The organism is Mucilaginibacter gilvus, from assembly GCF_004054195.1.
Taxonomy (GTDB): Bacteria; Bacteroidota; Bacteroidia; order Sphingobacteriales; family Sphingobacteriaceae; genus Mucilaginibacter; species Mucilaginibacter gilvus.
On record NZ_SBIW01000010.1, the window covers coordinates 1 to 16,282 of the forward strand.

The window sequence follows — 16,282 nt, forward strand, 5'->3', positions numbered from 1 at the left end:
GCGCGTAACGTAAAACTTTTTGAGTATACTAACATGGCAATACAGTACCTGGCCATAGTAGCTAAAATTGAACAGAAACAAGAAGAACTGGACCGTATAAAAGCGCAGATAGCAAGTGAAAATGTACCCGGGCTAATTACTTACAGAAGTTTTATGTACGCCCTGTACCAGGATTTTAAAAGCTTTGTGCTAAAGTATATTTACCAGGAAAACCGCGCCTTTATTTATTGGGCGCAACAAGATAACAAGTTGAATATAACCGACGATTCATTCACAGGTTTAGGACTAGCGCATTCTAAACTCAAAGGCGACATTATTACTAAGATAAACACGTATAGCGACCCAAAACAACAACTTACAGATGTTATGATAAAGTTGCTGCCCGATGCCCGGCAAGAGCAATTTCAAAAATTTAAGACCGATAGAACTATCACTTTTAACATACCTACAGATGATGTTAACTTTTTGGGGTGGAGCAATGTGATGCTCACCAATTTCAGGATCTACATCAATGGGGCTAAAATGGCCAGCAACGATAAATTATATGTACAACTACTGCACCAGGGCCATGTTTTAATAGTTGACCCAGCGGGTAAAGTAAAAGATTTTAGCCATAACCGGGTATCGTCGGTTTATCAATATGATATAGTTGACGGCAAAACGCACACAGTTGCAGGCGGCTCGCTTGGTGGCGATACTACTGGCGATAATAGCAAGCGTATTCCGCTAAGCCCGTTTGCAACTTTTACCGTTAACGTGCCGGATAGGTTTAATCCGGAAGCCAATCTGGATAACGTTGACAGTATCGAGATACACTTCGCTGGTTATGCATCTCCAACAAAAGGCTTCAGAAAAAAACGTGCTCTCGCTCAATAGTATAACGCTAACAGTCAACAACCGCCCGCATTACCTGCGGCGTTGTTTGCAAATGCTTAGCCAAGTAAGTGATATAGCGAACTGGCATCTGTACATTGGCCTTGAGCCGGGTAACGAAACCTGCGCACAATTGTGCCGCGATATTGCGTTTATGCCTTGCACCATTTTATACAACTCTCAAAGCTTGGGTGTGCGGGGCAACCCCTATGGTGTTTTACAATACACGTTTAACCACGGCAGCGAAATCAATATTTATTTGGAAGATGACATCATAGTTTCACCCGACATTTGCCACCTTGCCCTTTGGTATAAGCAATTAGTAAGGGAGGATAAGTTATTTGATGTGCGGATTTTTTTTATGAGCTTATTTGTAACCAGCAAGGGCACTGAAGCGGTCAATGAGTTTACAGCAAGCGAGCTATTTTCGCCATGGGGATTGATCATTAACCGGTATCAATGGGTAAATCTTGTAGAGCCTTGCTGGTGGAATGATAACCACAATTATCCATGCGAGCAAGACTGGACGTTGAGCCTGTCCCATCGAATGAATAAAAACTCTAACCTTACCGTTCTGGCCCCCCTACTAAGCCGGAGCCTAAACATAGGGCGTGAGGATGGCGAGCACAGTCATCCCGAAAGGCATGACCTATTGATGAAAGGATTGGTAATGAACCTTGAGCCAGGCCCATTTGATTACAAAATTAACCCCAAAGCCAAAATACCCTGGCGGTGTATGAATTACGATATTATGACTGCTGTAGATACAACCCGGGATGGCAAAATATTTGAAACCGAGAGAATGACGACGCAGAGCATTAAAACAGACGGACAAAGCCTCGTTTAGTAAGGAAAAAAATTTAATTATTACCAATATCTACGATGAGGCTAATAATCTTAAATCGGCCAAAAAAGGGTTCGAAAAGTTTCCCCTACGGGCTAATCAGTAAAAATCCGGCACAGCGATTCGAGATAAAGCATTAGTAAAGTTGGCAACGTAAAACATCCGAATTCCAGTCATGCACCTACATCGCCTCATTTATACAAACACTTCCGCGAAACTTATGAGCTATCAAGCTTTTGTACGAGTTGCTTCACATTTCAAGAGAGTCCTATAAACGCTATGGCATCGCAGGCATGTTTATTTGCTTACCCGAAAGCTACATTCTAGTGATTGAAGGGCCAGAGGAAACCATTGAACAGCTTTACCGTAATATTCAAAACGACGCCCTTCATATTCAGGTGACAACGTTGCGAGAGGGACCGATTGCTTCCAGTATTTTTACTGAATGGGGATGGCCATGACGTGGTTAATTTAGAAAATGACAAGGTGCTTAAGTTCTTTGATATTACCGATGGTGACTGCCCCGTTATGCAATAATGAATCTCATGTTGCCCCAACGCACCCCCACTTTTGGCCAATATCCAAGCTAGCTAACCGCACCGATACACGGGAAACCTTAAAAACACTGGAGCTCCACAATAACCATGGGAAGGGTTTGGCCAAAAGCGACAGCGGAGCCTCATAAGATTCCTTGGACCTTCAAAGTGCGGCCAATTGAATAACGGGATTGCCCTTATAACAAATCACCGGAAGGATAACGGCATAGCGGCTTGATTGGACAACAACAAAGGCGAATATGAGCTCCGCATCTTACTTGCCGATTCCAACGTCTGCATTAAAGTAAAGATTTGTTTGTTAGTTTAAGATCACAAATACTAGACCAGGATGTCACCGATATAAGCTTCGTCCGAAGGGCTCGAGGTTGCCCCTTCCGCCATTTCCCAAAGGATTTGGTTCATTCGCTCCAATTCGGTTTCGGCGTAGCCTAAAAGCAACCGATCCGACGGATCTTCTTTGATCATAGGGAAAAGCCCCATTAAATTAGCCAGCGGGCTGCGGATTAGATGGGATTGTTTCCATGCCATTTCGCGGATCTTGCCAATATGTGTACTGATACTGTGGTAAGCATCTTTAAGGTCCTCCTCTGCAACTTTACGATCGGTGATGTTGATAATAGATAATACCAGGCCTAAGATCTGGGCGTCCTTACCGGCAATTGGAAACATCCGGACGGAATAACAGGTTGCACGGGCATCTGCCCCCGTATAATTCAGCTCATACCTGATGGCGTTTCCCTGGAAAACTTCATTTGTGTGGCTAAGAAATTTCACGCGCTTTTCGGACGGCATTAAGTCAAATATTTTGCCCTTAGCCGGTTGGAAATTAAATTCGTTTTGAGCAAAGATTACGTCCTTGTTGTTGTATTCCACCACATCAAGGTCTGCGTTCAGCAGCGCATAGGCGCTATCGGTATTGTTAAGGATGGTTTGTAAATTGGCTTCTGTTGCCAGCAACTGCCTTTGTGCCCTTAATTTTTCGGTTACATCACTGATGGAACAGAGCCGGGCAGATTTGCCTTCTAAAGTAATATCTTGCGCTATGATGTTGACCAGGATCCGGGTGCCGTCTTTTTTTAAATGCTCAATCAGGCCAAAATCAGCCGCATCTTCCACAAAAACCCTGTTACTGTTGACGATCTTTTCTCCCAATGCACCGGGGCTCATTTTTTTGATATCCATCTGCTGGAATTCCTGCGGCGCATAACCATAAAGGTTGGCTGCTGCATCATTGGCCGCCACAACAACGAGATCTTCCTTGCCCACAATTAACAGGGGCACCGGGTTACTCTCGAAAAGCAACTTATATTTTTGCGCGGAGTTTTCTAATTCGTACTCCAGCCGTTTGCGTTCGGTAATGTCGCGGGCTATAACCAGTATCCTGTCATCCACAATGCGCTTTAAGTTCATCTCCACATCAACGGCGTTGCCATTTTTGGGGATAAACCGCCTTTCCACCATTACAGATCTTCCCGGCTCAATGCCCGCAAGCTGCAGCGTGTGGTCTTCCAGCATGTCGATTTTTAAGAGCGCTGATATGTTTAGTTCCAGCAGTTGCTGCCGGCTATAGCCGGTTAGCTGGCAGGTACTATTGTTAACCTGCATAAAATCTCCGGCTAAATTCAGTAGGTAAATGGCATCAGAAGCATGCTCGATAAGCGACTGGTAATCCGCCTCGGTCTTTTCTACTTTAGTTTTCAGCGCGGCATTGAGATCGCGGATCTCCAATTCGGCCGTGGACCGCTCACTGTCTAACTTATTTAGCCAGTTGGCTGTTATCCAAATCATCACCAGGCTGGTGAGTAACAAACTGATGGCCAACATTGAAATGCCAATTTCGGGCGGCAGGAGGTGATAACGTTCGCTCTGGATGCGGAGAGAACCAAAAACCAAGAGTACCAGCATTAATGTTGTAAAATGCCGCCTGGCCATTTTATTGCCGACGCCCTGCGCCATAAACAGGCGCGCAACGCCGAGGTGGGGATTGAACCTGGCCGCGGCAATGGAAATGAGGAAGACGAGCAGGGCCGCATGTATGGCCATAGAGCTAACATAGGCAAAACTGTACAGCATAGACACCCCATACACATAACCCATAATGGCGACACCTGCGAGTACGGTTGCCGCGTGTAAGGCATACTGGCAGACGGCCTTTATTGCGGCGATGTGCAGGCCGAGCAAGCCAAAGCCCAGCAAGGTTAAGCTTAGGGCGGTGTTATAGGCCATGCGCCCGGGGTAGGGAAACCGCAATGACACGGATTCCGGGTCGGTAAAAAGCAACTCATCTATGCCGGCGTTGAAATTTAAGTGATACTCTAATAACGTTGTACCTGCGATGAACGTTACCAGGATGAGCAGTATGCGGGGGATTTGCTGCAGGTTTTGCCGTTCGTTCTGTAATAACAGTATGCCTCCCAGCAGCACAAAGCAAATGGCCGAGTTGGCCTTCATGGTTACCACGCCCGGCATCACTCTTTGCATGGTTGTAAGACCAATTATCCACCCAACAAGGACTATTAACGTGGTAAACAACGACAGCAGCCCAACGAACGTGGTAAATTTGCTTGGCATATAACGTATATCAGGCGGCATGTCGTTAAAAAAAGTTCGGATATTATATGGTTGTCAACTAAGTAACCCTCTTGTACGGAATATAGTCGTAAGTTGTTCGGGAAATTATTAATGACGCGATTACTGCCTGCGGTAAAATTGTTATAATAATTACATACGTAGCATTACGGATTGAGTTAAATCTAACATTTTTCATAAGATATAAAAGTGGTTTAATTAATACATCTTCAACAAATCACTATATCTGCTACAAATGAATAAAAACCAGGGAAACGAATATATAATGATTAACGTTGAAACCTTTGAACCAGGAAACACTTCCGGATTACATGAAAAGTGCACGTCCGCCCGCTGCTTGATCAAGACCCTTACTTGAGGATAATGAAAGTTCCTGTTCTGAGGAATTGTCAAAGGCGATTAGCGAATTAAAATCGTTCGAGCCTAGCCTCTTAGACTATCTTTGTTTAGAATAATCATCCCCAGGCTGGACATAATTCGAACCATTTGGTAGATCAACTGAAGGTCTTAACCCGATTAGAAGTTGCATAGACACGGTTCGAATCCTAAAAGGTTCACAAAGCTAGCGAGAACCCTATTGGACTTTTTTCGAACCATATCATGAAATATTTGCAGGACATAGCTCGATTTTAACACGTAATTCGAGTCTTTTTGGGGCTAGCTGTTTGTGCTGGTTCTCCCAGCCCCAACGGGAATAAAGTCGAACCATGTAGTAGAAGATTTATTGTTGGGAGCTAAAACAAGCAAGTACAAATAAAATGAACTTTAAACATTATAATTACCTTTAGTACTTTGGTTATTTTAAATTTTTTTAATCTATGGAGTGGAAAAAAGGACTGAAAGTAAACTGGGTTATAAACAAATGAAGCAATGAAAATAAGGCCCATTATCATACTTATGACGATATTGTTAGTCATTTCATGCAATAGTAAATCAAATCGAAATCACCAGGTAAATAAAACGGCAAACAACTCAAAAGAACATTCAACTATGGAAAATCAAAGTATTGAAGCCCAGATTGCTTCATTAAAAAGATCAATGACGGATTATATGGAGTCTGCACACCCAAATTATACTGAAAAAGATATAGAAAAATGTGTGCAAATTCTCAATGAATATAACATTCGAATGGCAAATTCAAAATCGAAGGAAGATGGAATGCAAATCGTAAAAACTACGGTTTTAAAATTAAACGAATTGAATGAAAATTCTGGTGAGGACTTAATTGAAACCGGAGAACGGGAGGCGATAGCGAACATAATTATCACAGTTGGCCACAACAAAGGTTATAATTCAGAGGATGAAGATATAACCGAAGAATGGAGAGAATGGTAATAAAATGCAACAGTGTAGACCACATTTATAGAGGGATTAAAACTCAGCCTGGCGCAAGGATGCTGTTAGTGGTTAGCATGGGATGCTTTTGCTTCTAAGTTGTTCAGATTTGAATAAAAAAAAAAAGCCTCCAAAATTCGCTGGAGACTTCGTAGCCCTTACTGGGCAAATCTCGAACTATTTCATGGAGGATCTACGAAAAATGGCATTTTAAAAGTGGGGTTCGATTCCCCTATGGGCTATTTAAAAGAATGCAAAATAAAACCAAAATACTAAAAATCAACAGATTGTATAATTTTTTTTAGCATCAAAACGCCATATTATGAACCAAAACGCAACAAATAGGAGCGTAATTCGGTGCGTGCCACATGAAAAAGCACTAAGTGCATTCGGAGGCCGTTTGATCAATGAATTTCGGAAAATGGATACAAAGCATTCCTTTACACTTCACCATGTTAACATACTCCTTATAAGGTTGAAAATTCCATTTCAATAACAAACTGATTAATCTAAGCCGCAGGGTAAAGTTCATTCCGTCAGTTACCATAAGAAGTATCAAGCCCGTCTTGTCGGCGCTACTTTTTTGGTATTTATGTTTTGTCAATGCGGTCTGCAATCTTCAGCTCTCATGTTCACCTACCCAGATGCCGATTATCCCTGCTATTTCAACAAAAGCATTCCTTTTTTAAATTCCGCTGCCTGAATACTATTAAGTTTAAAACTAAAAGTTCCGCCGCTGTATTCCAAATCTATCGCGGTCAAACCGTGGTCAAGTAGTGCAAGAAAGTCGGATTCAGAAAGATTATAATCCGTGCTTACATAATATCCGTTACTGCTACCGCCAAAACTTGAATATATTGTCGCCGGAGTGGTCATGATTACCGCGGTGCTATCACCGAGTGACACCATTAATTCATGGCCTTCATTAATAGAAAAGGATTCTTCCTTGCCGTTTTGTATAATGACCGTGAGTGTTCGGACCTGGTTAAATCTTACACCCTGTATAAAAAGTCCCGGCTGTGCGTTTCCGTTTTGTGTGTCGGGAAGGACCACCTTTAAAACAGGCGTTTTAACGAAAGTAACTGCAAGCGAGTCGGGCTGCTGGGCATAAAGCATAAAAGGTGAAGTAACGAGTAACACTGCAAATAGCAGTCTGAAGATATGCGTGAGGTGTGATTTAAGAAACATGATGAGAATAAGTTATTTATAAAGGGGTATCAAGGTATCTGCATTAAAGGTAAACTGCCGGCCGTCACTTTGAGGTGGTGAAGGTGTATAGCCATGCATACGCACCTGGAAATTCCCGGTGATTGCGAGTGGTCCGCAATTGATTGGCGCACCCGTCAGGGCACCGGCACTAATCGTCACTTGTTTGCTATTAAAATAGCTCTCTGCCGCAGATCCAACTTTCGTGTACAAATCATAATAAAGGTAAATATTTTGAGAATGTATAACCTGACAACTGGCATTAATGATCAAATCCCCACCAGAGCTGACACTGGCCGTCGCTGATATTTGTTCCGGGATCGGTCCGGTATTGGCATTGCCGGTCAGGCTGATATTTGTATTGGAAGCGAAAGTAAAAGTTTTACTGTCACTTTGCGTTGGCGAAACGCCTGCGTTATGCATCCGTACGGTAAAGTTGCCGGTGACCGGGATATGCCCGGCATTAACCTTCGTGCCGAGAAGTTCATTGGCTTCGATCACCACCTGCTTACTTGCTTGAAGTACTTCAGTGCCGCCACTGGGGGTAATATAAATATCGAAATAAGCATAGACCCGCTGTGTATATAAATCATGGACCTGTCCGTTAACCAGCAGGTCGCCCGCTGTGCTCACCTCTGCAAGCGGCGCATAATTATCGATCAGCGCCGGCGGCGTTGTTGTACCAACCGTAAAATTATAGGTAGTCCCCCCGGTAAAATTCCAGTGGTCGGTTGCTGTCAGCGTAAAAGTTGATGTACCTGAAGTGGTAGGTGTTCCCGAAAGTGTTTTTGTGGTGCTGTTGTAGGTAAGGCCAGGGGGTATGGTACCAGTGGCGGCAACAGCATATTTGCCGTAACCCTTTGCTCCGTTTAATTTCATGCTGTAAGCTGTGCCAACTTTGCCCGCCGGGATAATAACCGGCGCGACCATAACAGATGGCAGAGGTTTTACAACAAGCGTAAAATTTTTAGAAACAGTGGTGTTATTGGCATCGGTAACCTGTACCGTCAGGGGAAATGTCCCGTTTGCCGTGGCTGTTCCCGAAATCACCCCATTGGCATTAAGCGTTAGGCCGGAAGGCAGGGGCCCGGATGTTAAGGAAAAGGTATACGGAGCCTTACCTTTTTTGGCTGTGATCGGCGATACATTTTGTACACTTTGAACAAATTGTCTAAGGGTGCCGCGATCATTGAAGGCCAGCGGTAGGGTGGGCAGCACCGTTCCCAGCAGGTCGCTGTTATCGCGAATACCGTTCGCGTACAACTCGTTTCCAAGATCGGTGGGATGAGTACCGTCTGCCAGTTTATCGATATCAGGTGTGAAAAGTGCCTCAAAATCCACATACCTGCAGTACGTATGCCCCGGTGCCGTTGCGATCGCCCGTTGAATATCCCGAAAATCATTAGCTGAAGGACCTGTAGCCAGGCGTTCATTATCAGCGTAGGTTTCACTATTAGGACCGGAATAGCCTACTGGCCCAATGCTTTGGATATAAATGGTTGCGGTCGGCCGCAATACAGCCAGGCGTTCAACTAATGCATTCAGTTCGTTATAATACTGGTAGAGCGGAACTGCGGTAGCATAATCATTTACACCAACTTGTATCCAATACTTATCTACGGCATAGGAAGCCAGTTTCTGTGCAAATGTTTCTACGGAACCGTAGGTATCTGTATGCAATATCCTGCCGGCGTAGCCTTCAGAAAAAACGTCGCCTGTGAAACCATAGGTGGAATCCCGCATGATTTTCATCATCCAAACATTATTTTGTCCGTCAGATGAAATATTAAAGCCTGATATGATGGAGTCATGGATAAACACGGCGGTGCCGGGGACAATAGTAGTGCCGGCTGTTGGAGCAGTATTTGCTTGCGGCAGATAAACCGCGCGGAGGTAATTTCCCGTCCGGCGTGTGAGTGGGCTGGCCATCACGCCGTTGGCCGTGTAGGTGCCCTGACCGTTAGCCATGACCTCGACTGTTTTTGTACCAGCGGGCAAAACATCGGTCACATATTGAACACTTTTATTGGCATCCGAGCCTTCCACCTGGTAATAGTTGTAAAGTTTCCCGTTAACAAAAACCGCGGGGCCGGATAAACGCGAGGGCGTTGTTCCAGAATAAGGCACAAAAACGGAGGGTACCAGGCCGACATTGGCCACTGTCGAGCCGTATGCACCTTCCTGTATCATACAATTGGAGTTGGACAGATAGGTGTCGTTCAACGGGCTGTTGTAGTTGGCGTTATCCACCGTCCGTTGAACCAGCAGTCCCAAAGTAACGGCGCCGGCCGGTGGCGTTACTTCATAAACGGTATCGCGTCCGGTGCCGGTACTGGAATGCGCCAGGTTGTGAACTCCATCTACGGGCTGATTTAAATTGTTGTACCACACGTATTGGGGAGAGGTTGTGTACAAACCGGTAATGGTATAGGTTTTGCCGGGCATGAGTTTTGTAGCCAGGTTGATCCCATGCCAGCCGGATACCGTGTCTCCTGCGGCATTAAAACCCTTGTTGTAAAAAGTTTGTGAAAAAGGGTAAAGGTTGATCACTTTTTTATCGTAGGAATCGCGGACGTATTCGATTGCGATCTGAGTGGCATTTGTGGTGAAGCGCATGCGTGAAAAAGAGGAGTGCTGGAGATATTTTTTCCGGGCAGCATTGAGGTAATCGCTCCATCCGTACCAAAGCGCTTCTTTATTGCCGATAAGAGAAGCTGCGTCTGCCCGGTAACGGGCAAAGTTGCCGCTCATGCCGGCTTGTTGTAAACTCAGGCATATATTTTTTTTAAAGGTACCGCTTGCATTTGCAGACGAATTACCACCGTTAAAAATAATGGCAAAAATATATTCCAGCTGCGGGGTAAGGTCCGGCAGTTTCCAGCTCAGATCCTGATAGTTAACCGGGTCCAGTGAAAATGTTTTGCGGTACTTAATGGCCATATCCCAGGTACTGATCAGTTGCACTTCAATCGTACCGCTTCCTTTTGCTGAAAACGTGAGGTTGCCTTTGACCGGAACGTATGGGGCGGAGGATCCCATGGTTGAAAAGTACACAAAACGCCCTGCATTGGCCGAACTACCGGTAACCGTACCTGAACTTACCGTAGCGACCGTGTATCCGGGTGGCGGATCCTGCCCCCATTCAAAGTCAGTAATATCGGTATTAATAAAGCTGCCAATGCTGGCTGACGCCGTAGAAACCGCATAAACAGCCGGCACTGATGCGGAATTGAAATTGTGCATAACTGAAATGGAATTGTCCAGGTCGTTTGCCGACACAAGGTCTACACGGCCATCCATATCCAGGTCCGCTGCCGCCAATGAGGCGGGCGCATTACCTGTCGGGAGATCAAGTTTGGCAATAATAGTTGACGTCGAAATGGTCGTGCCTGTTGAAATATTGCGGAATACGGAAAGTGTTTTACTGTTGTAATTTGCAGCAACAATGTCGCTCAGCCCATCGCCGTCAATATCCGCAACCCCGAGGGCCGAAGGTTCGCTCCCGGCCGCGAGGGTAATAGCATTTGGAAATGATGTTGCTTGGGTGAATGGTCCCGGCGCGGTAACCATGTTTTTACGGATCTCAATGCTATTCGTACTGGTGGTGGCTGTCGTGCTGTTCGTGCTGATGATTAGGTCAGGATGCGTGTCATTATCAATATAGGTACAAAAAATTGCTGTCGGCTGTCCGGTGGTTGCTATACTGAACCGGGTTGCGAAAGAAGTGCTGTTGATCGTATTTGCAACAGCTGTATTACGATGCACAGAAAGGCTTTTAGAGTAATAATTACCAATGATCACATCTTGTTTACGGTCTCCGTCCACATCTGCAATAGTGATTGAAATTGGGTTGGTATCGGTTGTAAAATTGGCCTTAGATAACAGCGAAAGCGAGGTCGACCCCGGTGCGGTAGTATTGCGTAAAACGCTGAAATTACTTGTTGCAAAATTGGTAACGATCAGGTCACGTTTTCCGTCTCCATCAATGTCGGCGATAGCTAAGGCGTTTGAATTGCTGTCAACCGCAAAAAAGGAAGAAGAGAAGGTAAGGGACGTGGAAACCGTAGTAGTATTGAGCAATACGGAAACTGCCGATCCACTGCCGTATCCGATGGCAAGGTCAAGTTTACCGTCCTCGTTGATATCGCCAACCGCCAGGGCTGTCGGGTTAGCCGATACAGCAAAATCCTGCCGGCTGAAACTGGAAGAAGATATCCCGTTAACCGATGTGGTGGCATTGATATATATCGATATGGTATTGCCGGATGAATTGGCCAATGCGATATCCGGCTTTCCGTCGGCATTAAAATCTCCGACCACTGTAACAGTGGGGTTACCGCCGGCCGGAAAGTCAACGCTGCTTTCTATATCGGATGCGGCTATTCCCGTACGTCCGGTAAATGTTATCCGGAAAGGCATAGCAGAATACCCCGTTAGCTTTAAGGCGGTATTAGTGACACTTACAAAATCGGTTGCCACGCCAGCGGGAACAGTGACGATAAGGGCGGTAGTGGAGAACGAGGTAACAGCAGCTTTTACTGCACCAATATAAACTACGTTTTCGGCTGCATTAGCACTAAAGTTACTGCCGTTTATCGTTAGCGAGGAACCGGCAGTACCGGATGCTTGAGACAGGGAAGTAACCGTTGGGATTTGACCGAGGCAAACACCGCAGCAGCACAATAAGGCGAGCAATAAAGCAAACTGTTTGGATTTCATATAAGGTTTAGGCGCGAAAAGCAACAATTATTAATTGAATTCTAATTTAGAAAAAAATATTCGAAAGTTTAAGGGCATTAAAAAATAATATCTGAAAAAAAAATTATCGCGATAACGATAAAATTCGGATATTACCGGTATACCTAAACCGAACTAAGGAGATGGATCTATCCCGAAAACAATATCGTTTTATCATCATAGTAACCACGCTATTTTATTTACCTGTTCCTGCGTTTGCGCAGTCCGGGTATAAAAGTAAGACTGTCCAAAAATTTGATGTGAATAAAATATACCGGCAATTAACGATGGACGAAAAGGTACGTCTGCTTTCCGGCATACAGGCCAACCCGGAACTTTCCGGTGGCTTACCTACCCTTTCCGGTAGCGGAGTTGCCGGCTACTCCACCCCGATCCCCCGGCTGGGTATCCCCTCCCTTTCTTTTGCAGACGGCTCCAGCGGTATCCGCATCAGCATAGGGAAAATTCCGGATACGGCCAAAATCCCATATACCACTCAACTACCCTCCCCTACGTTACTGGCATCCTCCTGGGATACGAAACTGATGTACCAGGCAGGGCGGCTGTTAGGTAACGAGGCAAAAGCGTATGGGATCGATATTGTGCTTGCCCCGGCCATTAACATCCAGCGCAATCCGCTCGGGGGAAGAAATTACGAATATTATTCGGAAGACCCCTTGCTTACCGGGAAACTGGCGGCAGCCATGATCAACGGCATACAGGAGAACGGCACCGGGGCCTCGGTCAAACACTTTGCGGCTAATAATCAGGAAACGAACCGGCGGACCATAAATGCGGTAATTGAGGAGCAAACATTAAGGGAAATCTATCTTAAGGGGTTTGAGATCGCGGTAAAAGAAAGCCACCCGCAAACCATCATGACCTCCTATAATAAGCTCAACGGTGTTTATACCTCCGAAAGCTCTTACCTGTTAAACGGGATATTACGCAAAGAATGGGGGTTTAAAGGGTTGGTACTGACGGATTGGTATAGCGGAAGCGACCCGGTTAAACAGGCGGAGGCGGGTAATGACCTGCTGATGCCTGGTAAACCGGGGCAGAACGAGTTGCTGCTTAAGGCCATCGAGCGGGGCCGTTTGGACACCAATGCCATTAACCGGAATGTAAAACGAATGTTGCAATTGATTGCGCTGCATCAGCAAAAAGCAAAGGCAGCTGTTGTTTACCCCGACCTTGATGCGCATGCGCAATTTGCAAGGCGTGCGGCGGCGGAAAGCATGGTCTTATTAAAAAATAAAAATCACGCTTTGCCTGCTGCACCACAAAAAATAGCGCTGTTTGGTGTAAGCGCTTATACCAACAATAACGACCTGCTCGCAAGTACGGCTTTTAATCCGAAGTATGCTAAAACATTGGCTCAGGGGCTTATCGGTGCAGGGTTTACTTATAACACCGGCCTGCAAAAGCAATATATAGATTATGTTGCCGCACAAATGGCTATAAAAAGGCAAAACAATGTGCAGGGCTTTGTTTCCAATGCCATACCAGAGATGGAGTTATCCACCGCCCTTATCGATCAGGAGCTGACCAATAGCAATCTGGCTATAATTTCCATTGGCCGGGCAGCGATAAAGGGAACGGACAGGAAACAAGAGGATGATTTCAATTTATCTGATACGGAGTTAAATCTTATTAAGGCGGTGAGCACCAAGGCGCATGCGCAAAACAAAAAATTGGTGGTTATTTTAAATATTGCCGGCGTTATAGAAACCGCCACCTGGCGCGATTGGACAGATGCTATTTTACTGACCTGGCAGCCAGGTCTTTACGGAGGAAGCGCCGTTGCAGATATCGTTACCGGTGCGGTTAACCCATCTGGCAAGTTGCCGGTAACCTTTCCGATAAATTACAGTGACGTGCCATCAGCCGAATCTTTCGCGGCTTCTACGCGTATTGATGCCACAGAAAGTGTATACAGCGATAGCAGTTACGTTGGTTATCGTTATTATTCGGCATTTCATAAAATGTCTGCTTATCCTTTTGGCTTCGGGCTATCATACACTACATTTTCAATTAAAAACCTGCGGGTAAAAAGGCTCGTGTCTAATAAAAAAATTCAGGTTACAGTTAATGTGAGAAATACAGGTGCAATAGCAGGGAAGGAAGTGGTGCAGCTTTACGTTGCCGGAGCCGGGAAAGACAGTATCATGGTAGAGCTAAAGGCGTTTGCGAAAACGAAATTTCTTTTGCCAAATGGAGAACAACGAATAGACCTTATGTTGAAGGCTTCTTACCTGTCTAAGGATAACGACAACGCATTACGTAGAGATGATCAACGATATTTTACCATAAAAGTGGGCAATGCATTATCGGAACTTAAATTAAAAGCGGTTGTGACGATTTAACGTTTATTAATAAAGGATCGCCTTGAAGAAGCGAAGGCAAAGAGGATTGAATATTTTGCAAGATTAGGCGCCAAATCAAAGCACTCAGCACATTGATTGAAATAAAAGTACACTTACGTTCCGCTTTCGCAGTCATGTTTTCCAAGACTAATAACAGGCAACGATTAGCGCTTCAGAAAATTGCGCATTCGGCTTTGTTTCATTTGCCTGTTATTAATATTTATTATAAATCTCATTGTCAGGGAATGGCTTCGCTTACCGTACAATTCTGCTTTATTTAATATTTCTGTACGAAATCTTTTTTCAATACGACAGATTCAGATTTCACCAACTTGTCCTTTTCAATAATAATTTACGGTGAAAATTGCGAGTTATAAACCGATTTGATCCAAACTGGGCTTGCGTTGAAGCAGACTAAATACCATTCTTCAGGTCCTTTAGTGAAATGAATTAAGCTGTTCTCCGATGCATTCATATCATTACCTTTAAAAAACTCAGACAAAATAGAATCGGGTATTTGCACATTTTTATTTATTCACAGAATCGCAGTAATTGTAAAAAATAAGGGCTCATTTTATTCTCGTTAAAAGTTATCGCCAAGTATTGAATGTCATTCACCAAATTTACACAGGCCTGAACTACCATTAAAATAATCGCGCAGATGAGATATTAGTTTTTAAAATCATAGTGAAGGTTTTGGGGTGAATTTACCATTCTCGAGAATCCACATACTTAATTCTGACATAATCGCCATCTTTGTCTTTATAGAATACGTACTTAAAAATAACGCGTAATTAAATTAGTTCTCCCGAGCTAAAACCATTAGTCCTTGCGCCTACTGCATAAATGATTGGGCAGTGGAAACGAATGGCCAGCATCCCCACACCTGTGGGATGCTACTCCTTAATGCGGAAAATCCGTCTTTTAAAGAACGAATCAGCGTTAAGATTGGCAAAAGTATGCTCTGCACGCGCGCACCAGATGAGGTTATTTAATAACTACCTTGCGTAAGAGTACGGCACCAGTTTCCTCGCGCTGCACACTTACGCCAGAGACGGGGAGGGATACACTAGCCCACACACAAGCTACTTATTTGCATCTAGTAGGGGACACTCGCGCCAGATTGAGGATATGATAATTCTATTTAAATATTTTAAACATACACAATCTATAATTCGTTCAGTTTTATACCAATCTCATCGAGTAAATCGTTAAAAACAACAAATCTTCTCAAATCTACCATATTAAAAGCCAAATCTGCAGTAATTAAATCTTCTGCCTTTTTATTTTCCCTAAAAATTCTATTGAATTCTAATTCGAAATATCTCAACAAGAACATTAAGAATGTAGTTGAGTCGATTTCTGCTTTTTGATTTGCACTCATCTCAAAGCATTGAAATGTAATAGTTTTTCGACTCTTGTGAAAAAGCAAATCACCTTTTTCTATAATAGTTCCAATTTTTATTATTGAATCATCGGAGGAAATTTTATAAAAACTAAACACAGAAAAACTAAGACTCGCAATGTTGGTATTTTCAATTATATCCATTAAAGGATCATTGCTTATATTTAAGGAGATAATTTTTAAATCGTATTCTTTATAAATATCATATGCAATATCTTTAGAAAAAGCTTCTACAGAATTGATGACTTCTTGAAAAGACGGTTTAATTAAATTGAAATAATCAATGAATTTAATTATGTCCATGTGATGTATTGTATATTGCTAATTTTGTGATGCATTACCTTGATTTATATTAAACTAATTTCTTATA

At 43.9% G+C, this 16,282-nt stretch carries 9 protein-coding genes; 5 read left to right on the forward strand and 4 right to left on the reverse strand.

Going from position 1 to position 16,282, the window contains the following annotated elements; translation table 11 throughout:
* From EPL05_RS19340 to EPL05_RS24690, 3 genes are all read left to right on the forward strand, one after another.
* A partial coding sequence (locus tag EPL05_RS19340) for a hypothetical protein (protein WP_208394790.1) occupies positions 1 to 876 on the forward strand: 876 nt, incomplete at its 5' end.
* Between the two features lie 52 nt (positions 877 to 928).
* Positions 929 to 1,720 (forward strand): hypothetical protein, encoded by a 792-nt coding sequence (locus EPL05_RS19345; protein WP_128535647.1) that lies wholly within the window; start codon positions 929 to 931, stop codon positions 1,718 to 1,720.
* A gap of 242 nt (positions 1,721 to 1,962) precedes the next feature.
* Positions 1,963 to 2,178 (forward strand): BLUF domain-containing protein, encoded by a 216-nt coding sequence (locus EPL05_RS24690; RefSeq protein ID WP_394342743.1) that lies wholly within the window; start codon positions 1,963 to 1,965, stop codon positions 2,176 to 2,178.
* Between the two features lie 414 nt (positions 2,179 to 2,592).
* On the opposite strand, the gene EPL05_RS19355 is transcribed toward EPL05_RS24690, so the two are convergent.
* Positions 2,593 to 4,845 carry a PAS domain S-box protein gene (locus EPL05_RS19355; protein ID WP_166727756.1) on the reverse strand — a complete coding sequence of 751 codons (2,253 nt, stop codon included), beginning with the start codon at positions 4,843 to 4,845 and terminating at the stop codon, positions 2,593 to 2,595.
* A gap of 1,008 nt (positions 4,846 to 5,853) precedes the next feature.
* Here EPL05_RS19355 and EPL05_RS19360 point away from each other — a divergent pair.
* A complete protein-coding gene (locus tag EPL05_RS19360; protein ID WP_128535649.1) occupies positions 5,854 to 6,198 on the forward strand; it encodes a hypothetical protein in 345 nt (114 codons plus the stop codon).
* 660 nt (positions 6,199 to 6,858) lie between these two features.
* Here the strand turns inward: EPL05_RS19360 and EPL05_RS19365 are convergent.
* Together EPL05_RS19365 and EPL05_RS19370 are read right to left on the reverse strand one after the other, a co-directional pair.
* A complete protein-coding gene (locus EPL05_RS19365) occupies positions 6,859 to 7,386 on the reverse strand; it encodes a hypothetical protein (RefSeq protein ID WP_128535650.1) in 528 nt (175 codons plus the stop codon).
* 12 nt (positions 7,387 to 7,398) lie between these two features.
* Positions 7,399 to 12,123 (reverse strand): FG-GAP-like repeat-containing protein, encoded by a 4,725-nt coding sequence (locus EPL05_RS19370; RefSeq protein ID WP_128535651.1) that lies wholly within the window; start codon positions 12,121 to 12,123, stop codon positions 7,399 to 7,401.
* A 161-nt stretch (positions 12,124 to 12,284) separates the two neighbouring features.
* Here EPL05_RS19370 and EPL05_RS19375 point away from each other — a divergent pair, with 161 nt between their 5' ends.
* On the forward strand, positions 12,285 to 14,507 hold the full coding sequence (locus EPL05_RS19375) for a beta-glucosidase (RefSeq protein WP_128535652.1): 2,223 nt from the start codon (positions 12,285 to 12,287) through the stop codon (positions 14,505 to 14,507).
* 1,168 nt (positions 14,508 to 15,675) lie between these two features.
* On the opposite strand, the gene EPL05_RS19380 is transcribed toward EPL05_RS19375, so the two are convergent.
* The gene (locus EPL05_RS19380; protein ID WP_128535653.1) at positions 15,676 to 16,215 is read right to left on the reverse strand and encodes a hypothetical protein; all 540 of its coding nucleotides are present in this window, start codon (positions 16,213 to 16,215) and stop codon (positions 15,676 to 15,678) included.
* Positions 16,216 to 16,282 lie beyond the last annotated feature (67 nt).